Below are 23533 nucleotides of genomic sequence, written 5' to 3' on the forward strand. Positions count from 1 at the left end.
ATGAAAAAAATATTGACAGTATTTTTAGCTATAACTTTAATGAGTATAGCCTTTTCAAAAACTACATTAGTTCATTGGATGCATCATTCACCTAAGAGAGCAGAAATAATATATGAAATGTCTGAAGAATTTATGAAAGAAAATCCAGATGTAGAAATAGTTATACAATCTATTCCATATTCGGAATATAAAACAAAATTACTCGCAGCTATTGCAGCTGGTAGTGGACCTGATGTGGCACAAATACCAGCAGAAGCAATAGAGGAATTTTATAATTATCAAATAATTCAACCATTTCCAGAAGATATAGTTTCATCTAAAGAAATGTTAGAAAAAAATATAGAGCCAGCTGTAAAAAATTTGATAATTGATGATGAAGTATATGGCTTACCTACAGATATTCAAACAATAGTTTTATTTTATAATCCATATCTTTTTGAAAAAGCAGGATTAGATCCTGATAAAGCTCCAGAAGATTGGAATGAATTGATAGATTTTGCAAAAAAAACAACAGTTTGGGAAAATGATAAGATGATAGAAAGTGGATGGGGAATTGCAGGTTATCATCCGGTTTTAGAAAGTTTTATGCGTTCAGCAGGAGCAACATTTTGGGCAGATGGAGATAAAAAACAAATAAAACTTGAACAAGCTCAGATAGATACATACGAATTTTTTAGAAAAGCGATAGAAGAAGACAAAGTATATACACCAAAATTTGGTTCAAGATGGACAGGATTTAGACAAATAAAAGAAGCTATGGTTTTTGGACATGGTGCTATGGTAGGTTCTTTTAAAGTTGGAGGACATCCAGATCTCATTTTTAAAACAGCTCCAATACCTAAAAATCCAACAACAGGAAAAAGAATAACTTCATTAACAAGTTGGTCATTAGTTATAATGGATGATTGTCAAGAATCAGAAGCAGCGGCAAAATGGTTGAAATTTATAACTTCAGAAGATTCTCAAAAATTATGGCTTGAACAAACAGGAGAATTACCTTCATTAAAATCAGTTATAAATGATCCTAAATATAAAAATGATGAATTATTTGGACCTATACTCGATTCTTTGAGTTATGCAGAACCAACATTCTCAAAAGGTTGGGCAAACCCTGCTGGCATGATGAGAGAAGTAGGCTATAATGAAATATTAAATAAGGGAGTACCTGTTAAAGAAGCAGCAGAAAAAGTTGTAGAACAAATAAATATTTATTTAGATGAAACATTCTCACAATTTTAAATAATGGCCCCATAAGGGGCTATTATATGGAGGTATACAATGAAATTATTCAATAAAAATCTTAATATATTATATATCCCAGGTATTCTTATAACTTTTATAGGTATGTTTTTACCAATTATTGCAGATAAAAAAATAATGTTTCTAAAAGATTTTAATTTCTTGGGACTTTCTTTTATCTATGTGTTTTTAGCTTTAATAATAGCAAATATCATTATTAATTTTACAAAAAAAAGAAAATTAATAATGATAGTATCTTTTTTACAATTGTTTTTTGTAATGTATTTACCATTTCTTGTAAAACAATGGAAATATGCATATAGAGCGAAATTTGTTTTGAACTTTTTTGAAAAAGCAAATTTTGGTTGGTATTTTTTATTGATTGGAAGTATATTTTTAATAATATATTCTTTTAAATTATTTTCTAAAAAACAAACAATACCATATATGTTCATAACACCTATGGTATTTGGAGTAAGTTTCTTAACATTTTTCCCAGCAATATTTGCTGTGATAATAAGTTTTAGAAAATGGAATATATTAATTCCAAATAAACCTTTTATAGGATTAGATAACTTTGTAAAAGCTTTTACAGATGAATATTTTTTAAATTCCTTATGGATAAGTTTTAAGTATGCATTGGCAGTTATACCAACAAAAATAATAATATCATTTTTATTTGCATATCTTATATATTCTTTACCTAAATTCAAAGGTTTTTTTAGAGTAGTGTATTTTTTACCTACAGTTACATCCGTAGTTGCAGTAAGTGTTATATGGAATTGGATATATCATCCATACTATGGACTTGCAAATTATATTATAGGATTATTTGGAATGAAACCTGTAGATTGGCTTGGAGATCCATCAATAGCTATATGGGCTGTTGCAGCTGTTTCTATTTGGAGAGGACTTGGTTATGATATTATAATATTCCTTTCTGGATTAAATGATATACCAGAAGCTATTCTTGAAGCATCAGAAATAGATGGAGCAACGAGATGGCAAAAATTTTGGAAAATAATAATTCCTCAAGTAAAACCATCTTTAATATTAATATTTATAACATCTACTATAGGTGCTATACAAGTATTCTCTGAAATATATATGATGACTGGTGGTAATGCTGATACAAAAACAGCAGTTTATTATATATGGGAATATGGTTTTAGCAGACTTCAAATGGGATATGCAAGTGCAATGTCATTGATACTTTTTGCTATTATATTAACTATAACACTCATTCAAATGAGAGTCACCAAGCTTCTCAAGGAGGATTGATTATGAGATCCAAGAAAAAAAGTGAAAGATTATTTTATATCATATGTTATGTAGTTTTATCATTATTTGCTGTTGTTATGATAATGCCATTTATATGGATGATACTCTCAACATTTAAACCACAGAATGAATTAATGACATTTCCACCCAAATTTTTTCCAAAACATTTTACCTTAGACAATTATAAAGAGGTATTAACAACAGTACCCTTTTTTAAATATTATTTAAATTCACTTTTAGTAACAACTGTATCAGTTATTTTAGTATTATTTACTTCATCAACAGCTGGATTTGCATTTGCAAAATATCAGTTTAAAGGAAAAAATCAAATATTTAAATTATTGGTTAGTGCTATGATGATACCTTTTCCTGTAACTATAATTCCATTATATATAATGATATATACATTAGGATTGGTAGATTCATATATAGCCTTAATAATAACTGGTATAGTTAGTATATTTGGAACATTTTTAATGAGACAATTCATATTAGGAATTCCGAATGATTTATTAGATGCAGCTCGTATAGATGGATGTAATGAATGGATGGTATATAGAAAAATAATACTTCCAAATATAAAACCTGTATTATCTGCATTAGCTATATTTTCATTCATGGGTGTTTGGAATGCTTTTCTATGGCCATTATTAGTTGTTAATGGAGATAAACATAGAACAGTTCAACTTGGGGTACAATATTTTACCCAACAATATGGAGATCTCGTACATCTTCAAATAACTGCAGCTGCAATGGCTGTATTACCAATAATAATATTATATTTATTTTTACAAAAACAATTTATAAAAGGAATAACAATGACGGGTTTGAAAGGATAGTGTTTTAAATGAAAAAATTTTTATCTTTAATAATAATATTAAGCTTAATGATAGTATCTTATGCAAAACCTAAAAATGTTATTGTAATAATGGGAGATGGCATGGGATATAATCATGTGTTATTATCTGAACTTTTATGTCAAGCAAATAATCTGGAGATAGCAACAAAAAACTTTCAAGTTGCTTCTCTCGTAAGAAATGATACTCTTGATAATGTGGTAACAGATTCTGGTGCGGCTGCAACAGCTTTTTTTTGTGGAGAAAAAACAAAATTACAGTATGTTGGAATGGATAAAGAACAAAAATCTTTAGATTCTCTTGGAAGAATATTAAAAAGAGAAGGTTATAAGGTTGGTTTAATTACAAATACAAGATATTATGATGCAACGCCAGCGGGTATTTATGCACATGCACATAGAAGAGATACAGAAAAAATTACTAAAGATCTTGTTTCTTCTAATTTTATGGATTTTTTTGTAGCAGGAGGATTTGAAAAATTAGGAGTAAATCCTTTTACTATGAAACCAAAAAAAGATTCTGAATTAAAAAAAATAAATGAAAATGGTTATAAAGTATATGGTAATAATTATGAATTATTGTTTGATTCAAATCAAGAAAGGTTTATGGCTTTTGTAGCCCCTGGAGATAAAAATTTTGAAAATGAATTAATAACAGGAGAATTACCTTTTATAGATGTTGTCGAGAAAACAGTAGAAAAAATAAAAGACGATCAACCTCTTTTTATGTTTGTTGAAGCTGGGAGAATAGATGATGCTTCTCATATAAATAATACAGAAGCTGTTAAAAGTGAATTATTAATGTTCCAAAAAATTGTAAATTATTTAACAAAAGAATTTAATCCTGAAGAAACATTGTTTATAATATTTGCCGATCATGAAACAGGAGGATTGTCTATTTTTAGTTCTACTGTTGATGGAAGTGATATAACAATAAAATGGAATCATACAGATCATACAGGCACATATGTTCCATTTTTAACCTATGGAAATTCTAAAGATATATTCCCAAAACAAATGCATCTTGAAAATGTCAAGGATGTACTTCTCAAAACATTAGAGGTGGAATAATGAAAAAAATATTATTTTTAATAAGTTTAATAACTTTATTTACAATTAGTTTTGCAACTCCATTAAAAGTGATGACATACAATATAAGACATGGACTTGGCGTAGATGATAAATTAGATTTTCAAAGAGTTATTGATGTAATAAAAGATCAAGATCCAGATATATTAATGATTCAAGAAGTAGATGAAGGAAGAGCAAGAAGCTACGGTTTAAGGCAAGCAAAGATAATTTCTAAAGAAACTGGAATGGACTATTATTTTTATGCTACAGAAGGTAAGAGAGACTATGGAATAGCAGTTTTAAGCAAATTTAAACCAATAGAAAAATTTGGATATGATTTACCACAACCAAAATGGATGAAAGCTGTTCAAAGGGGAGCGGCTTCTATGATAATAGATGTAAATGGTCAAGAAGTAATGATAGTAAGCTTACATTTAGGCCTTGGAGGAATACAAGAAATTCAAACAGAATTGATGGAAGCTTATGAAGTTTCAAAAAAATATAATATTCCAACATTAATAGCTGGAGATTTCAATGTGGAATATTTTAATCTACAAACAGGAGTTATTGAATTTATGAAAGATTTTAAATCTGTAAATCATACAATAGATAAACAATTAAACACAATTCCAGCAGATAATCCAGGCCCTCAAATAGATTTTATTTTTTATTCAAACGATGATTTTAAAATAAAAGATGTATACACAGTATCTTCTTATGCATCGGATCATCTTCCAGTTATAGCTGAGGTAGAATTGAAATGAAAATCAAAGATAAAGTATTTATATTATTTATAATACTTTTTGGAGGATTTTATATGAATGCTCAAGATATAACATTTTTTAAAGAAGATATAAAAATAAAAGTTATGACTTATAACATAAGAGGTGGAAAAAGTTATCCAGATAATGTACAAAATTTAGAAAATATAATAAAAACTATAGAGAAAGATTCACCAGATATATTAATGCTTCAAGAAGTCGGTTATAGAGAAAGAATAAATTGGTTTGAATATAAAGAGCAAAAAGGGCAAGAACAAACAAAAATAATAGCTGAAAAATTTGGAATGGATTATTATTTTTATTTAACAGAAAATACAGATTATTTTGGAAATGCAATATTATCAAAATATCCAATAAAAGAAAAATTTGGATATGATCTTCCTTTACCAACTAATTTGACCTCAGAAGAACAAAAAAAAGCTTGGCAAAGAGGAGCTGTTGGATTAATTATAGATGTTAATGGTGTTGAAATAATGGTTATAAGTACTCATTTAGGTCTTTTAGGAATTAAAGAGGTAAAATCAGAGTTAAATGAAATATATAAAAGATCTATAAATTCAAATATGCCAGTTTTAATAGCGGGAGATTTTAATCTTGAATATGAAGAAATAAAATCTAATCTTTCTGCGATGTTTTATGATTTTGGATCTGTAAACCATGAAATAAATAAACGATTAAAAACAATACCATCTACAAATCCTAATAGGCAGATAGATTATATACTTGCGACAAAAAAAGATTTTAATATATATGACTGTAAGACAATATCCTCTCAAGCATCAGATCATATCCCTATTATAAGCATATTGGGGGTTAAAAAAAATTGAAAAAACTTTTATTTGTTACTATAGATTCTCTTGGAAATGATTTAATTGAAAAATCTAATGCAAAATTTATAAAAGAAATATTAAAAAATGGAAATACAATAAAAAATGTAAAAACAGCATTTCCTTCTCTAACAACACCTATGATGACAACCATATTGACTGGAAAGTATCCATTTGAACATGGCATATATTCAAATTCTGTATATGATTTTGAAAAAAATAAAGTTATAGGAAAATTGAGAGATATAAAAGTTCCAACAATATCAGAAATATTGATGGAAAAAGGATATAAAACATTATCTGTACAACATTTTATGCTTGAAAATAGATGTGATAAATACATACAAATAGATGGATCAAAACCAGAAAATAATACAAATTCAATAATAAAAGAATTAGATCAAAAAAATTATGATGCAATATTCACTATATATCAAAGTGTTGATTCTATTGGACATAAATATGGTGCCATGAGTAAAAAAAGAATAAATGAATTAGAAAAAGTAGATTCAGAACTTGAAAGATTATATGAATATCTCAATAAAAAATGGGGAGATTTTTTATTAGTAATAAATTCAGACCATTCTATGAGTTCATTTGAAAATCATAGCGATTTTTCTATAATAGAATTTATGGAAAAATTTGGATTTAAAGGAGATTTCTATGAACCAGGAAATGAAATACCTGAAAACTTAGATTATATAATTATTAGACAACCTACTGTACAGATATATTTAATAAGTAAGAAAGCTAAAATATTAAAAAAGAATATAATAAAAGATTTAAATGAAATAGAAGATATTGCAGAAGTATATGATCAAATAAAATTAAAAGAATTAAAAAATGAACACTTATGTGATATTGCTTACACTTTAAAAAGAGGCTACACTAATAATATAAGTAATATTTTGTTAAAGATAAGAAAGTTTGGATATCATGGAACATTCGAAGAAAACAATGCAATAATAAGTTTTTATGAAAATGGAATAAAAAAAGAAAATCTTAAGGGTTATGATTTAACTATAATACTTAATAAAACACTTGAACATCTTGAATTGAGTATTAATTGAGGAGATGATTTTATAAAATGAACCCTAAATACGACTTACACATGCACACATTCTATTCAGATGGTTCACAAAGCTTTGAAGACATATTGAAAAAAGTAAAAGAAATAGGTCTTAAATGTTTTGGAGTTACCGACCATTATGAAGTAGGACATAATTATACAGTAAAAGAAAATCCTGAAAAGTATTATGCACATTTTTTAAAAATAAAAGAAGAAGCAGAAAAATTTGGAATAACAGCTTTAATAGGAGCCGAAATAGGATTCAATGATTTAGAACTTCTTAAACCAAAAAATCTTCCAGAGATTGATTATATAATAGGTAGTGTACATCAAATGCCTCAAGAACTCGAAGAAAAAGAATATTGGAATTTATATAGAAAATATTTAGAAAATGCAGTTACAAAATATGATTTCCAAATACTTGGTCATGCTGAAGGATATCTTCCAGTCAATAAATTTATGAAATCTGGAAGTAATTTTGAAGATAGAAGAAAATATGAAAAAATAATTGCAAAAAAATATTTTTCATTAGAATGGTATAAAGATTTGGCAAAAGAAATGAACAAAAATGAAATTGCACTTGAAATACATGAAATGTCAGAATCACCACGATTAGAAGTCATAAATTTGATGATTGAAAATGGTGTAAAACTAACATACGGAACAGATTCTCATGCAAATTATCAATTGGCTAAAAGAGATTATTTTAAAAAAGTTCTCAATGAATTAGAATTAAATGATGAAAACTTTTTAGACATAGAGGCAGTTAGGAGGAAATAAAAATGTTAAATATAGGATTAATAGGTTGTGGTATGATGGGAAAAGTTCATACCAACGCATATAAAAATCTAAAAGATGTAGATTTTAATGTAAAATATGTTTCAGATTTTATAAAAGAAAAATCTGATTTTTGTGAAAAAGAATTAAATACTTCAACAGCAACATTTGAAGAAATAATAAATGATGAAGAAATAGATGTTATAGATCTATGTACACCTACTTATACACATAAAGATTTAGCTATAAAAGCTGCAAAAAAAGGTAAAAATATATTTTGTGAAAAACCAATAGCATTAAATGAAAAAGATGCACAAGAAATAATAGATGTTTGTAAAGAAAATAATGTAAAACTCATGATAGGACATGTAGTTAGATTTTTTCCTGAATATAAAAAAGCAAAAATGTTAATAGAAAACAATGAAATAGGAAAAGCTACTATAGCGAGATTTTATAGAGGTGGTGTATATCCATCTCATGGAATAGATAATTGGTTTAATGATTTAGAAAAAAGTGGAGGAGTATTTGTAGATCTTTCAATACATGATTTTGATTTTCTAAGAACAATATTTGGAGAAATAGAATCAATAGAAGCAAGAAGTGCAAAAATATCTTATGGAAATATAAAAAATTTTGATCATGGAACTGCAATATTAAAATTCAAAAATGGAAAAATAGCTCATGTAGAAGGAAGTTGGGCAGAACCAGAAAATATGCCTATTAATTTCAAAACTGATTATGAAATATTTGGTGATGATGGAATGTTAAACTATGATTCTGAAAAGAGTTTAACATTTAGAATACAAAAAAACAAACAATATACAAGAATGAACCCTTCAAATATAAATCCATATATGGAAGAAATAAAAGCATTTTTATTGAGTGTTATTAACAATGAAGAACCGCCAGTAAGTGGAGAAGAAGCATTAAAATCATTAAAAATAGCCTTAGCAGCAAATAAATCTGCCAAAGAAAAAAGAACCATTTGTTTTGAGGAGATGAATTAATATGATTAAAGTAGGTATACTCGGAATAGCACATATGCATGGATATTCTTATGTAAATCAGTTAAAACAATTAAATGATGTAGAAATTGTTGGAGTCTTTGACAGAGATGAAGAAAAAGCTATGAAGGCATCAGAGACATTAAATATAAAAAAATATGATGATTATAATAAATTAATAGAAGAATCAGACTCTATTATAATAGCTTCAGAAAATTCATATCATAAAGAATATACAATAGCTTCAGCAAAACAGAAAAAAAATATATTATGTGAAAAGCCAATAGCTACAAATATAGAAGATGCTGAAGAGATGATAAAAGTATGTGAAGAAAATGATGTAATATTACAAATAGCTTTTCCTGTAAGATATGCTCCATCAGTATTTGAACTAAAAAAAATAATTGAAAATGATGAAATTGGAGAAATAGTATCAATAAGTTCAACTAATCATGGAAGAATGCCTGGTGGATGGTTTATACAAAAAGAATTGAGTGGTGGAGGTTCTGTAATAGATCATACAGTTCATGTCGTTGATGTTATAAGATGGGTATTAAATACAGAAATAAAAGGTGTTTCATGCAAAAAAAATACATTAAATCATGATATAAACGTTGAAGATTCAGGCCTTTTGATGATGGAACTTGAAAATGGAGCATTCATGACATTAGATTCAAGTTGGTCATATCCAAATAATCATCCTTATTGGGGAGATGTAAGAATAAGAATTGTAGGAACAAAAGGAACAATAAATTTAGATGTGTTTGATCCCAAGGTGACAAAGTATCTTAATTCTGGAACAAAATATGAAAATTATGCAGATAATTTTGATTATCTTTTGATAAAAGATTTTATAAATAATGTTAAAACAAACAATAAAAATCCTTTAACTTCTGGTAAAGATGGCCTTGAAGCTTTAAGAGTAGCTGTTTGGGCGTATAAAAGTTCAGAAAAAAATAATTTTTTAAATATAAAAAAATAAAAAATAGCTCCTTTAAGGAGCTATTTTATAAAAGAATTTTTAAATTTTAAATAGTCTATATTACTTTTATTAATTCTTGAAATTTCAGCTGCTTCAGCCATAAAATGACTTTCAATCAAATTAAAATAATCTATATTTTTATTTGAATCAATGAAGTTTATAAAAAAATCCATCAATTTAAAATCAGAACCATTATGAGCAGAAACATATTCTGGTTTTATGTTTATAATCTCTTTAGTATCATTTATGAAATCAAATATTTCTATTATATTCTTTTCAAAATTTCCAATTATTTCTCCATGTGAACCACTTATTTTTATTATTCTTGTCTTATCATGAGTAAATGCATTTAATTTAAATACAACATTTATACCATCTTCAAATTCCATAAAAACTGTTTGATTATCTAAAACATTGTTATCACATGTATAAACACATGTTCCATATTGTGTGTTCTTTAATGCATTTAACCTTCCTTCATAAGATAAATCATTAGTTATTGTATCAACAGGCCATCCTTTTAATTCCATATTTAGATATAATTTCTTTGCCGAATAAGGACATTCTTCTTCTACTGAACATTCTAAGCATTTATCAGAAGAGTTGTTAGGTTTATTAATAGAATTAAAAAGACTTAAATTTCCATAAGAAAATATAGACTTACATGGTTTATCAATTAACCATTGAATTATATCTAAATCATGACAACTTTTTGTTAAAATTATAGATGCCGTTTCAATAGAATTATTCCATCTTCCTCTAACATAACTATGAGCCATATGAAAATATCCAATATTTTCATTTTGTTCAATTGAGATTATTTTTCCTATTTTATTATTTTTTATAAGATTTTTTATTTCAGAATAAAACTCTGAGAATCTTAAAACATAACATGGCATTATAAAACGTTTTAATTCTTTAGCTTTTTTTATAATTTCTACAGAATCTTCTATATTTGTAGAAACGGGCTTTTCTATTAGAATATCATAACCAAGTTTTAAAAATTCTAAAGCAGGTTCTTTGTGAAGTTTATCCATAGTAGAAATTACTACAAAATCGGCTATTTTACCAAATTTAATCAAATTTTTCCAATCTTTTACACTATAATTTTCATCTATATTATGTAATTTTTTAAAATATTCTCTTTTAAATTCATCAGGTTCAGCAACTGCAATAAATTTTAATTTTTCTTTTTTTTCAATAGCATAAGCACCATAAGCATGTATACCCCTTTGTCCGGCACCGATAAGAATAGCACTTTTCATATAAATAACCTCCTTAAACTATACAATTAAAGTATACCAATTAATCTGTTTAAGGAAAATATTAATAATATTAATTATTGATATATTTTATAAATACTGAAACTAAATGATATTCTTTTCAAAACAAATAAAAGGTTCTTTTTTATTTCTAAAATAAACTTTTCCAACTTCAAAGTATCCAAGTTTTTTAAATAAATTCTGTGCTTTTTTATTCATTGAAAATGTATCAATCCTTATAGAAAATACATTTGATTTTATAGCTAATTTTTCGGCAAATTTCATGAAATCAACAGCTATTCCTTGATTTTGAAAATTTGGATCTATAATTATTCTATGAATTACAAAAGAATTATCAGAGGATATTTTCCATTTAATATTTTTATATTCTTCAGCTTGTATTTGATTTATACATGCAGCAGCAACAATCTGATCTCCCTTTATAAATACATATAAATCTTCATTTTCTATATCTTTTAAATAAATATCTTTGGTGGGATAAGAACTATCCCATTGTGGATTTCCTTCAGAGATCATTTTATTGACAACATCTTTCATTATATTAACTATTTTAGAGATATCATCTTTGATTGCTTTTCTTATCATTTTTTTAACTCCTTTAAAGTTTAAAGAGTATATTTGATGATTATATATTTTGGGAGATTTTAAGAGAAGTATAATTAAGAAGCCATAATTTTATAATACTTTAAAAAATTCCATACTCGTATAAAACCATCTTAGAAAAATCTAAGATGGTTTTATTGATTAACTAAGAAGTCTTTGAATTGGATCGGAACTTTCATAATTTAGTATATCTTTTGCAAGTTTTATATTTTCTGAATTATTACTTTCACAAATATTCTTTCTTGTTTTTAATACACTTGCAGGATTAACGGAAAATTCATTAAGTCCAAATCCACATAATAATCTTGTGAAACTTGGATCTGATGCTAATTCCCCACACATTCCTACAGAGATATTATTTTTATGAGCATTACTTATTATTGTATTTAAAATTCTTATTATTGCTGGATTGTAAGGATCATAAAGTGATTGAACTTTGTCATTAGTTCTATCAACCGCTGTAAAGTATTGAATCAAGTCATTAGTACCTATACTAAAGAAATCAACATGCTTTGCAAAGATATCGCTTAAAATTGCAGCTGATGGAACTTCGATCATCATACCAACTTTAATATCTTCAGAAAACTTTATTTGTTCATCTTTTAATTCGTTTTTAACTTCTTCAAGTATTTTTTTAGCCTCGAATAATTCTTCAACACTTGAGATCATAGGGAACATTATTTCAAGTTTTCCATATATACTTGCTCTTAATAAAGCTCTCAATTGAGTTTTAAAAATATCTTTTCTATCAAGACAAATCCTTATTGCTCTGTATCCCATGAAAGGATTCATTTCTTTTGGAAGATTAAGATAATTAACTTCTTTATCTCCACCTATATCTAAAGTTCTTATAATTACAGGTTTATTTTGCATACTTTCGAGTACTTTTTTATATATTTTGAATTGTTCATCTTCTTCAGGTAAAGAGTTTCTATCCATATAAATAAACTCTGTTCTGAATAATCCTACACCTTCGGCATCATTTTCGAGTACAAATTCAACATCTTTATGATTTGCTATATTTGCAAATACTTTAAAAGATTCACCATCTTTAGTAATTGTTTTTTTATTTATATATTTTTTTAATTCTTCTTTTTCTCTTAAAAAATCTTTTAAAATCAAACTATATTCTGAAATTGTTCTGTCATCAGGATTAACAAAAACATCTCCAGAATCTCCGTCAACAATTATTTCTACATTATCATCTATTTTTTCAAATATAGAATCTATTCCAACAACTGCCGGAATACCCATTGTTTTTGCAATTATTGATGTATGTGAAGTTTTACCGCCTACTTGAGTGACAAAACCTTTTACCTTGTCTTTATTCATAGATGCAGTATCAGAAGGAGTTAAATCATAAGCAATTATTATACAATCTTCTGAAATATTAGAAAGATTAGGATCTTTTATACCAAGAAGATTTCTTAACATTCTATCTGATACATCTTGAATATCTACTATTCTTTCTTTAATATATTCATCATCTATAAGACTAAAATTTTGTATTAAAATATCTCTAACTGTTTTTATTGCAAATTCTGAATTAATACCAGTATTAATTTGTTCTTTTATATTTGAAATGAATTCTGGATCATTTAAGAACATCTTATGAGCTGAAAATATTTCAGCTTCATCTTCACCAATATCTTTTTTTGTTTTTTCGTATAATTCATCCAATTGTTTTTTAGAAATATCTACAGACTTTTCAAATCTTTTAATTTCTTCATCAGTATTCGATATATTCTTTTTTTCTATAATAATTTCTGTTTTTTTATATATAAAAGACTTTGAAATAGCTATTCCTTCAGAAACACCAAGTCCTTTTAAATTTAACATAAAAAACACCTCAATCTTCAAAAGAATTAATTAAATCAGTTAAAGCTGAAATAGCTTCATTTTCATCTGCTCCATTAGCGATTAATTTTATTTCAGTTCCTTGAGTTACACCTAAAGATAAAACTGAAAGAATTGATTTTGCATTTATAGATTTTCCATTAGCCTCTAATTTGATATCACAATTAAAAGAAGCTGCCTTTTGTGAGAATAATGCTGCTGGTCTTGCATGTAATCCTGTCTTGTTTTTAATTTTTAAAGTTTTTTCCATTTAAAAACTCCTCCTTAAATTTAATTTTTATGACTAAATCATTTTTATTAACAATCAATTTTTCAGTATAATCCATATCCTCAATACACTCAGTATCTGTTATTAAAACCATAGTTACTGGAGAAATACCCTTAGATTTAAAAAAATTTAAATCGAGTTTAGCCATTAGATCTCCTTCTTTTATAACATCATTTTCTGAAATATAAAGATCTAAGCCTTCTCCTTTTAAATGTACTGTATTTATGCCAATATGAACCAAAATGTCTTTTCCGAAATCAGTTTCTATTACAATAGCATGCTTTGAATCAAATATACTCTTAACTCTTCCATTTACAGGAGAATATACATTATTTGAATCTGGAAATATTGCAAATCCATCACCGGCAAGTTTCCTTGAAAAAACATCATCATCTACATCGCAAATATTAATCAATCTACCTCTGCAAGGTGATTTTAATGAAAGAATTTCATTCAAGTTATCTTTTATGATACTTTTATTTTCATTTGTTATTAATATTTCATCTTTTATTATCTTTGAATTTATACCAAAAACTATTTGAACACCATCATTTTTAAAAAATACTTCTTTTGCACCATTTTTTAAAAGAGTTTCTCTATTTACAATATCATTATTCAATAGTTTGACTCTAAGTCTTGTATAACATGAATCTAAATCAAGAATATTAGATTTTCCACCTAAAGAAGATATTATTTTTTGTATATTTTCTGAAAATAACATAATCACTCCCCCTAAATAAAAAATCAGGCATCAACCAAATAAAACACTAATAAGTGCTTTTATTTAGCTGGTGCCTGATCTCATCAGTAACACGCAAAATATTTATATTATAAATTTTTTAGTTTATATACATGAACAGCTATAAAACCTAATTCATCATCGGATAAACTTATGTTTAACTCTTCAAATATTATATTGTTTATTTCTTTTGATATTTCATACTCTTCACTCATTTTATTTAAAATATCTTTGAGCAGAGGATTAGAAATATTTTTTTTATCATTATTTCTTTTTATGCAATCTTTTATATGGTCTATAAATCTTTTGAAATCAAAAGGATGGTTCAAAACATCTATATTTTTATTGGATAAGAGTTTTTCAATCTTATTAACTATTTGATTTAGTTTTATCAAATCTTTTTTTGATTTAGATTCTTTGGCAGAATTCAAATGCAAAGCTATAAAACCTGCTTCATCATCTGGAATATTTATACCTGTTTCTCTTTTCAAAATATTCAAACATTCTTTTGCTATCTCAAACTCAATTGGAAATAAAAATTTTGTTTCTTCTAAAAAAGGATTTCTTAATGATATGCCTTCTTTAAGTCTTCTAATTGCAAAGTTTATATGATCTATCATTCCGAGATGAGTGTCAACTTTAAATTTCATATCGAGTTTTTTTGACGCCAAGTTAAGTATTTTTTCTGTTATTAAAGCAATTTTTGGATCTATATCAGATAAAATATCTTTGTTTTTAATCAAATCAGATTTCTCAGTAGATATAAATATATGCTCAACAGTATCGACGTTTTTTACATAAGAACCTTTTTGTCTTGCAAAACCTATACCTTTACCTATCAAAATAAAATCTTCATCATTTTTTTCAACAAGTACAACATTATTGTTGAATACTTTTTTTATTTTATATTCGTTCACATTATCACCCTCAGTGAACTATTCGAGTTCAATTATATTATCATTTGATACAACATGTCAAATCTGAATATCTCTGAATAGTCCTTAATATATCTTAATAGAAGTTATTAAATAGGTTTATTTATAAAAATTAGACCTCTATATAGTATACAACAAAAAAGTATATAAAATTTAACATTAAATTAAAAAATAGATGTTATTATATATGCAAATGATTCTTAAATGCAAATTATTTGCATTTAAATTTTAGGAGGTTAAAATGAAAAAATTTATATTATCAATTTTATTATTTGTATTTATATTTAGTTCTGGATATGCGGTAAAAATATCAGTATCTATGAATCCTTATTATCTGTTGTTAAAAGATATAGTTGCTGAAGAGGATACTGTAAATCTTATAATTCCTGTTGGAAAAAGTCCGCATACATATTCTTTAAGTCCAAATGATTTAAAAAATATATATGATTCAGATGTTGTATTTTATAATGGCCTTGGTGCTGAAGTTTTTATAGACAAACTTTTGGACAATTTAAAAAATAAAGGTATAGAAACTATTGAATTTGGGAAAAAAATACCACATTATCTTTTAATAAATTCATCCAAAGCATCACATGATCATGATGAAGAAGATGAACATGAACACCATCATCACGGAGTTAACCCTCATGTTTGGCTTGATACTTTGATAATAAGAGATTATGTTTTACCACAAATAGTTGAAACATTATCAGAAATTAATCCAGATAATGAAGAAATATATGAAGAAAATGCTAGAAATTTTGTAGAGAAATTTGATAAAATGGATAAAGAGTTTATTTATAAAATGAAAAATACTGAAAGTTCGATAATGGTTTTTCATAATGCTTATCCATATTTTACAAAAAGATATAACATAAAAACAGGCGGAGTCATACAAACATCACCAGGTATAGATCCATCATTATCTCAAATGAAAGATACGATAAAACAAGCAAAAGAAAATAATGTAAAAGTGATATTCATAGAGCCTCAACTAAGTGATGTTGCAGCAAAAAAAATAGCTGCCATGCTTGGAATTGATATTGGTATTTTAGATCCATTAGGAAATACTTCTTATAATAGTATAATGGATTTATATGAATATAATTTTGATGCCATATATAAATTCTTAAATAAATAATAGGATATTTTAGTAATTTGGAATGGATTTTGGGGCCTTTTTTTTAAGCCCCCTTTTTCTCATTTAAAAAAGAAGGTGATTCTATGAAGCTAACAAAAGCGAGAAGAGATATTTTAGAAATATTTAAAAATTCAAATTATCCATTGAGTGCTGAACAATTATTTGAACTATTGAAAAAAGAATATGATTTATCAACGATATACAGAAATTTAAATTTTTTTGAAAAAAATAGTGCATTGAAATCTATAGTTTTTTCTGATAAAGTAAAGTATTTTTATTCTGGAGAAGGACATTTTCATTTTATATATTGTGTAAAATGTAAAAAATTTGAAAAATTTGATTTATGTTATGAAGATAAGATTTCTCAATATATTAAAGAAAATTTAAAATTTGAGATATTAAATCATACGCTTTATTTTGAAGGAATATGTCAAGATTGTAGAAATTGATAGGAGAATTATACATGAAAGATATTATGATAAATGTGAATAATCTTAACTATAAAGTTGAAAACACAGAAATATTAAAAGACATTAATTTTAATATATATAAAGGTGATTTTGTAGGGATTATAGGACCAAATGGAGCTGGTAAATCAACTCTTATAAAAATATTATTGAATGAAATAGAAGATTATGAGGGAGATATAAAAATATCTGGAAAAATAGGTTATGTTGCCCAACATGATGAATTTGAAAGGGATTTTCCAATAAAGGCATACGAAATTGTATTGTTGGGAATGTATAAAAAAAGAGGTATTTTTAAAAGGTATAAAAAAGAAGATTATGAAAAAGTAAAAAAACTTATGAAAATACTTGAAATAGACTATTTATATGATAGAAAAGTTGGCAAATTATCTGGAGGAGAATATCAAAGACTTGCACTTGCACGTGCTTTAGCTTCCGAACCAAGTATCCTCATATTAGATGAACCTGAAGCAGGTGTGGATAAACAAGGACAAAATTTGTTTTATTCATTATTAAAAAAATTAAATAATGAAAAAAATATAACCATAATAATGGTAAGTCATGATTTGTCTATGGTTTTTAAAGAAACAACTAAAATAATGTGCTTAAACAAAAATTTACATTGTCATAAAGATACAAAAGAAATGACAGCTGAGGAATTGAAAAAAATATATTCAGAAGATCTTGAATTACTTGTACATGTTGATGAATCAGTTAAGGTGGTAGATAGAAATGATTGAGATATTTCAATATGATTTTATAATCTATTCTCTTTTAACTGGTATACTTTCTGGAATAAGTTGTGCATTATTATCAAATCTTATAGTTTTGAAAAAGATGGAATTCATTGGAGATGGAGCTGCTCACGCTTCATTTGGTGGAATTGCTTTTGCAATTTTGATGGGATGGAATTTAAATATTGTTGGTATAATTACCGCTTCTATATTTGCCTCTATTATTTATTTAATAAGCAAAAAACAAAAAATACATGAAAATTCTATTATAGGAATGCTTTTATCATTATCTATGGCTTTAGGAGTAATATTTTTGTACATCAAACCTGGTTATACACCAGAAATTTCAAGTTATTTATTTGGGGATATACTCATGGTGAATAAACAAGATGTTATATTACTCAGTACAATACTTATGATAATTATTTTTTCAATCATACTTTTTAATAAAGAAATAAAATATTTTACATTTAATCAAAGAATGGCTAAAATATATGGAGTTCCAGTCAGTATTATAAATTTTATATTTTTATTGACAGTGTCCATAGTAGTTGTGACATCTGTTAAAATAGTTGGAATAATACTTGTAACATCATTATTGATAACGCCTGGTGTAATATCAAAAATGTGGGCTAAAACATTAAATCAAATGTTCATTATATCCTCATTTATAGGATTTTTCAGTTCTTCATTGGGAATAATAATATCTTATTATTTAAATATACCATCTGGGCCTTCAATAGTTGTAACTCTTTTTACGATGTTTATATTTTCATATATTTTAAATTATTCAAAAAAATTATTCTCATAAAACAATCTCATACATTTGTATGAGATTGTTTTTTTAAGATAAGTACAATATATTCAAGAAAATTGTATTTAACAAAACTTAATAGTTTTAAATTACTTGTAATTAATTATAATCGATTTTGACTTAATTTTATATCTTTGTTATTATTAACATAATACTATAGGGCGTGTAACTGTTTGGCAGGCATAAACCTATATAAGGGAATCATAAGAGAGTTCCTTTATATAGGTTTTTTTCTATTATAAGGGGGGGCTTTAAATGAATCATGGATTTTTTAAAGTAATAAAAGTTGTTAATAATAATGTCATATTAGCCCTTGAAATGGCTACTAATAAAGAAGTGATGGCTATTGGTAAAGGTGTTGGCTTTGGAAAAAAAACTGGTGAAGAACATTATTATAAACCCGGAATAATAGAAAAAACTTATATTTCAAGAAACGATGAAATAGGTAATGAGTTTTATAAATTATTAAATCAAATTGATATGGAAATAATAGGCTTATCAGAAGAAATAATATTCCATGCTGAAAAAAAGCTTGGGAAATTAAATTCCCATATTCATATTGCTTTGACAGATCATATAAGTTTTGCACTTGAGAGAATAAAAGAAGGATTGATTATAGAAAATCCATTCTTATTTGAAATAAAAACTATGTATGATGATGAATATGAGATTGCAGAAGAAGTGGCGCTTGTAATAAGAAAGAGGTTTAATATTGATATTCCTGATTCTGAAAAAGGATATATAGCTTTACACTTGAATTCCGCAAGACAATCAAAAGATATAAAAGAAACTCTAAAAGATACAAAAGTAATAAAAGGAATAATTGAAATTTTAAATGAAGAACTTAATATGAAAATACAAGAAGATAAATTAAGTTATTCAAGACTTTTAACTCATTTAAAGTATGTAATAAATATTTCTACTGAAAATAATGAATTACAAAATCCTTTACTCTCAGATATAAAAAAAGAATTTAAAAATTCATTTAAAATAGCCAAAAAAGTAGCTGATTATTTGAAGAAGAAATTAAATGTGGTTTTGAATGAAAATGAACTTGGATATCTTGCTTTACATTTAGAAAGAATTAAGAAATTCAAAAATTAATATGCGTGTAACTGAATAAAATCAGGCATGAGCTTAACAAAACAATTTATTTTGTTTATGTTAAGCTCATTTTTATTTAAATCTTAAAAGGAGGAATAAAATATGAATAAAAAATTTCCAGAAAATTTTTTATGGGGAGGGGCAGTAGCAGCAAATCAATGTGAAGGTGCTTATGATGAAGATGGAAAAGGATTAAGCATTGAAGATGTCACTCCAAAAGGTATTAGAGGACCTATAACAAAAGAACCTACTGAAGAAAATTTAAAACTTAAAGGAATTGATTTTTACCATAAATATAAAGAAGATATAAAATTATTTTCTGAAATGGGATTTAAAGTTTTTAGACTTTCAATAGCTTGGACTCGTATTTTTCCTAATGGAGATGAAGAAAATCCAAATGAACTTGGATTAGAATTTTATGATGATATTTTTGATGAGTGTCATAAATATGGAATAGAACCACTTGTAACTATTTCTCATTATGAGATGCCATTATATCTTGCAAAAAAATATAATGGGTGGTCAAGTAGAAAAACAATAGATTTTTTTGAAAAATATGTCAGAACAATATTTAATAGATATAAAAATAAAGTAAAATATTGGCTTACTTTTAATGAAATAAATTCTATAATACACATGCCTCTTTTGGCAGGAATAATGACACCAGCTGATAAGATAACAAAAAGTGAAATTTATCAAGCAATTCATCATCAATTGGTTGCTAGTGCACTTGCTACTAAAATAGGGCATGAAATAATTCCAAATTCAAAAATAGGATGTATGGTTATTGCTGTACCTATTTATCCATTAACTCCAGATCCAGAAGATGTTATGACTGCTTTTAAAGCCGATAGAGAAAATTTGTTTTTTACAGATGTTCAAGTTAAGGGGAAATATCCATTTTATATTAAAAGATATTTTAAAGAAAATAATATTGATTTAAAAATAGAATTAGGAGATGAAGAAATATTAAAGAATACTGTTGATTTTATTTCTTTTAGTTATTATATGAGTGCTTGTGCATCTTCTAAATCAGAGGAAAATAAAAAATCTGGAAATATGATTATGGGAGTTAAAAATCCATATTTAAAAGAAAGTGAATGGGGATGGCAAATAGATCCTAAAGGATTAAGATATGTTTTAAATACTTTTTATGAAAGATATGATAAACCTTTATTCATAGTTGAAAATGGTCTTGGAGCTAAAGATGAACTTATAGAAGATGAAAATGGAAATAAAACAGTTATAGATGACTATAGAATAAAATATTTGAATGATCATATTATTGAGATCAAAGAAGCGATAGAAGATGGTGTAGAAGTTATGGGATATACTTCTTGGGGATGTATAGATCTTGTGAGTGCTTCAACTGCTGAAATGAGCAAACGTTATGGGTTTATATATGTTGATAGAAATGATGATGGAAGTGGTACTTTATCAAGATATAAGAAAAAATCTTTTTATTGGTATAAAGAATTGATAGAAACTAATGGAGAATCTTTAGAAAAATAAAATTTAATATTGCGTGTAACTGAATAAAATCAGGCATGAGCTTAACATAAACAAATAAAATTGTTTTGTTAAGCTCATTTTGTTAAAACGGGGAGGAAAAAAATGGCCAATAAATATGATGGATTAGCGAGAATAATAATACAAAATGTTGGGGGAAAATCTAATGTAATAAGTTTAACTCATTGTGTTACAAGATTAAGATTTAAACTAAAAGATGAAAATAAAGCTAATACAGAAATTTTGAAAAAAACAGATGGTATAGTTACGGTTATGAAAAGTGGAGGACAGTATCAAGTTGTAATTGGAAATCATGTTCCAGATGTTTTTGAAGTTGTAAATAAAATAGGTGGATTTTCATCTTTAGAAAATGAAAATAATGATTCAAAAGAAAAAATGAATTTTGGTTCATCACTAATAGATATAATATCTGGAATATTTGCACCAACTTTAGGAGTTCTTGCAGCAACAGGAATGATAAAAGGTATTTTAGCATTATTGGTATATTTTAATGTTTTATCATCTGATGGTGGTACTTATCAGCTTTTATACACTGTTTCAGATGGCTTTTTCCATTATTTGCCAATAATGCTTGGATATTCTGCAGCAAAAAAATTTAAAGTCAATTTATTTACAGGATTAGCTCTTGGTGGAGCTTTGATGTACATGGATGATGTTTTAAAGTTAGCATCTATGACGCCTATAGCAACTTATTTTGCAGGTACAGATTTTGTTCAAAATGTATATGCCAAATTCTTGGGTATTCCAATTTTACTCCCCGCAAGTGGGTACGCTTCAAGTGTAATACCTATAATATTAGCTGTTTGGATGGCGAGTAAAATAGAAAAAATGTGGAAAAAAATAGTCCCTGATGTCGTGAAAACATTTCTTGTGCCAATGTTGACTTTGGCAATAGCGACACCTTTAACTTTTTTGATCATAGGACCAATTGCATCTTTATTGACTTCAGTTATAACTGTTGCTACGAATGGTATATATAATTTTAGTCCAATAATTGCAGGAGTATTTTTAGGAGCTTTATGGCAGGTACTTGTTATATTTGGTCTTCATTGGGGAGTTGTTCCAATTGCTATGGTAAATTTATCAACTTTGGGTTATGATCCAATTCTATCTTTAATTTTTGCGGCATCGTTTGCTCAAACAGCTGTTGTTTTAGCAATAATTTTTAAAACAAAAGACAAAAAATTAAAATCAATAGCGATACCAGCTTTTATATCTGGAATATTTGGAGTAACCGAACCTGCTATATATGGAGTAACTTTACCTAAAAAGAAACCTTTTTTTATATCTTGTATAGCAGCAGCAATAGGTGGTGCAATAATAGGAGGACTAAAAATAAATGGTTATATTATTGGAGGATTGGGAGTATTTGGAATACCTTCATATATTAATGATAAAACTAATGATATAACTGGAATGCTTTGGATGTTGTTTGCTTTAGCTATTTCAATGATTATAGCTTTTATATTAACTATGATTACATATAAAGACGATAAAGAAGATGAATTAAAAGATGAAGATAAAACTGTAGGGGTTACTAAAGGAATCATAGCAAGTCCATTAAAAGGAGATATAAAAGAATTAAGCGAAGTAAATGATGAGGCTTTCTCAAATTCTGCATTGGGTAAAGGAGTTGCAATAATTCCAAGTGAAGGAAAACTTATTTCGCCAGCTGACGGAGTTTTAAAAACTATTTTTCCAACTGGTCATGCTGTAGGAATTAAAACTGATTTTGGAGCTGAAATACTTATACATATTGGAATGGATACTGTTAAACTTAATGGAAAATATTTTACAAAAAAAATTAAACAAGGAGAACATGTGAAAAAAGGACAAGTTTTGATAGAATTTGACTTAGAAGCTTTAAAAAGAGAAGGATATTCAATGATAACTCCAATAATAATTACTAATTCTTCTGAATATTTAGATTTGATTTATGAAACAAATAAAAAAATTGATTTTGGAGAAAATTTAATAACATTATTATAAAAAATAGGAACTCAGAATAATATTTATTTTGAGTTCCTATTTTTTAAGAATATTCGTATTAATAAAACTTATTCAATGAATTTTTGCTATAATTACATTTAATTAACAATAACTCGCTTTGATTAAAAAATTCATTTATGATACTATAAATTTAAATTGGCGTGTAACTGAGTAATATCAG

The 23533-nt window shown here is 26.4% G+C and carries 23 protein-coding genes; 17 read left to right on the plus strand and 6 right to left on the minus strand.

Features of this window, described 5'->3' with window-relative positions; translation table 11 throughout:
- From C7380_RS03805 to C7380_RS03850, 10 genes are read left to right on the plus strand one after another with little or no spacing between them, the layout of a single operon-like run.
- On the plus strand, positions 1-1239 hold the full coding sequence (locus C7380_RS03805; protein WP_109604161.1) for an extracellular solute-binding protein: 1239 nt from the start codon (positions 1-3) through the stop codon (positions 1237-1239).
- Between the two features lie 39 nt (positions 1240-1278).
- Positions 1279-2520: a carbohydrate ABC transporter permease gene (locus C7380_RS03810; RefSeq protein WP_109604162.1), complete on the plus strand. Its 1242-nt coding sequence runs from the start codon at positions 1279-1281 to the stop codon at positions 2518-2520.
- Positions 2521-2522: 2 nt separating this feature from the next.
- Complete coding sequence (locus tag C7380_RS03815; RefSeq protein ID WP_206050509.1) at positions 2523-3359, plus strand: carbohydrate ABC transporter permease; 837 nt, start codon at positions 2523-2525, stop codon at positions 3357-3359.
- An 8-nt stretch (positions 3360-3367) separates the two neighbouring features.
- Complete coding sequence (locus C7380_RS03820) at positions 3368-4447, plus strand: alkaline phosphatase (protein WP_109604163.1); 1080 nt, start codon at positions 3368-3370, stop codon at positions 4445-4447.
- The gene (locus tag C7380_RS03825; protein ID WP_109604164.1) at positions 4447-5211 is read left to right on the plus strand and encodes an endonuclease/exonuclease/phosphatase family protein; all 765 of its coding nucleotides are present in this window, start codon (positions 4447-4449) and stop codon (positions 5209-5211) included. The genes C7380_RS03820 and C7380_RS03825 overlap by 1 nt, the downstream gene beginning before the upstream one ends.
- Before the next feature lie 53 nt (positions 5212-5264).
- A complete protein-coding gene (locus tag C7380_RS03830) occupies positions 5265-6056 on the plus strand; it encodes an endonuclease/exonuclease/phosphatase family protein (protein WP_158274768.1) in 792 nt (263 codons plus the stop codon).
- Entirely contained in the window at positions 6053-7126 is a 1074-nt protein-coding gene (locus C7380_RS03835) for an alkaline phosphatase family protein (RefSeq protein ID WP_109604166.1), read from the plus strand. The genes C7380_RS03830 and C7380_RS03835 overlap by 4 nt, the downstream gene beginning before the upstream one ends.
- A 17-nt stretch (positions 7127-7143) precedes the next feature.
- Complete coding sequence (locus C7380_RS03840) at positions 7144-7905, plus strand: PHP domain-containing protein (protein WP_109604167.1); 762 nt, start codon at positions 7144-7146, stop codon at positions 7903-7905.
- 2 nt (positions 7906-7907) lie between these two features.
- Complete coding sequence (locus tag C7380_RS03845) at positions 7908-8909, plus strand: Gfo/Idh/MocA family protein (RefSeq protein ID WP_109604168.1); 1002 nt, start codon at positions 7908-7910, stop codon at positions 8907-8909.
- 1 nt (position 8910) lies between these two features.
- Positions 8911-9888 carry a Gfo/Idh/MocA family protein gene (locus C7380_RS03850; protein ID WP_109604169.1) on the plus strand — a complete coding sequence of 326 codons (978 nt, stop codon included), beginning with the start codon at positions 8911-8913 and terminating at the stop codon, positions 9886-9888.
- A 20-nt stretch (positions 9889-9908) separates the two neighbouring features.
- On the opposite strand, the gene C7380_RS03855 is transcribed toward C7380_RS03850, so the two are convergent.
- The 6 genes from C7380_RS03855 to C7380_RS03880 all read right to left on the minus strand — a co-directional run bounded on the left by C7380_RS03855 (position 9909) and on the right by C7380_RS03880 (position 15555).
- Entirely contained in the window at positions 9909-11153 is a 1245-nt protein-coding gene (locus C7380_RS03855) for a Gfo/Idh/MocA family protein (protein ID WP_206050510.1), read from the minus strand.
- 102 nt (positions 11154-11255) lie between these two features.
- On the minus strand, positions 11256-11756 hold the full coding sequence (locus C7380_RS03860) for a GNAT family N-acetyltransferase (protein WP_109604171.1): 501 nt from the start codon (positions 11754-11756) through the stop codon (positions 11256-11258).
- A gap of 159 nt (positions 11757-11915) precedes the next feature.
- Positions 11916-13613, minus strand: a complete 1698-nt coding sequence (gene ptsP, locus C7380_RS03865; RefSeq protein ID WP_109604172.1) for a phosphoenolpyruvate--protein phosphotransferase — start codon at positions 13611-13613, stop codon at positions 11916-11918.
- Positions 13614-13623: 10 nt separating this feature from the next.
- Positions 13624-13881: an HPr family phosphocarrier protein gene (locus tag C7380_RS03870; protein WP_109604173.1), complete on the minus strand. Its 258-nt coding sequence runs from the start codon at positions 13879-13881 to the stop codon at positions 13624-13626.
- Positions 13859-14620 (minus strand): PTS sugar transporter subunit IIAB, encoded by a 762-nt coding sequence (locus C7380_RS03875; protein ID WP_109604174.1) that lies wholly within the window; start codon positions 14618-14620, stop codon positions 13859-13861. Before C7380_RS03875 ends, C7380_RS03870 begins: the two co-directional genes overlap by 23 nt.
- A 107-nt stretch (positions 14621-14727) precedes the next feature.
- Positions 14728-15555: a PRD domain-containing protein gene (locus tag C7380_RS03880; protein ID WP_109604175.1), complete on the minus strand. Its 828-nt coding sequence runs from the start codon at positions 15553-15555 to the stop codon at positions 14728-14730.
- 259 nt (positions 15556-15814) lie between these two features.
- Between C7380_RS03880 and C7380_RS03885 the strand changes: the two genes are divergently transcribed.
- The 7 genes from C7380_RS03885 to C7380_RS03915 all read left to right on the plus strand — a co-directional run bounded on the left by C7380_RS03885 (position 15815) and on the right by C7380_RS03915 (position 23352).
- Positions 15815-16714, plus strand: a complete 900-nt coding sequence (locus tag C7380_RS03885) for a metal ABC transporter substrate-binding protein (protein WP_109604176.1) — start codon at positions 15815-15817, stop codon at positions 16712-16714.
- Between the two features lie 83 nt (positions 16715-16797).
- Entirely contained in the window at positions 16798-17163 is a 366-nt protein-coding gene (locus C7380_RS03890) for a Fur family transcriptional regulator (protein ID WP_109604177.1), read from the plus strand.
- A gap of 14 nt (positions 17164-17177) precedes the next feature.
- Positions 17178-17921 carry a metal ABC transporter ATP-binding protein gene (locus C7380_RS03895; protein WP_109604178.1) on the plus strand — a complete coding sequence of 248 codons (744 nt, stop codon included), beginning with the start codon at positions 17178-17180 and terminating at the stop codon, positions 17919-17921.
- Positions 17914-18726 (plus strand): metal ABC transporter permease, encoded by an 813-nt coding sequence (locus C7380_RS03900; RefSeq protein ID WP_109604179.1) that lies wholly within the window; start codon positions 17914-17916, stop codon positions 18724-18726. Before C7380_RS03895 ends, C7380_RS03900 begins: the two co-directional genes overlap by 8 nt.
- A 258-nt stretch (positions 18727-18984) precedes the next feature.
- The gene (locus C7380_RS03905) at positions 18985-19833 is read left to right on the plus strand and encodes a PRD domain-containing protein (protein WP_109604180.1); all 849 of its coding nucleotides are present in this window, start codon (positions 18985-18987) and stop codon (positions 19831-19833) included.
- A gap of 102 nt (positions 19834-19935) precedes the next feature.
- On the plus strand, positions 19936-21345 hold the full coding sequence (locus C7380_RS03910; protein ID WP_109604181.1) for a glycoside hydrolase family 1 protein: 1410 nt from the start codon (positions 19936-19938) through the stop codon (positions 21343-21345).
- 102 nt (positions 21346-21447) lie between these two features.
- Positions 21448-23352: a beta-glucoside-specific PTS transporter subunit IIABC gene (locus tag C7380_RS03915; protein ID WP_109604182.1), complete on the plus strand. Its 1905-nt coding sequence runs from the start codon at positions 21448-21450 to the stop codon at positions 23350-23352.
- The last annotated feature ends 181 nt before the right edge of the window (positions 23353-23533 follow it).

The organism is Oceanotoga teriensis, from assembly GCF_003148465.1.
In the GTDB taxonomy this organism is placed as follows: domain Bacteria; phylum Thermotogota; class Thermotogae; order Petrotogales; family Petrotogaceae; genus Oceanotoga; species Oceanotoga teriensis.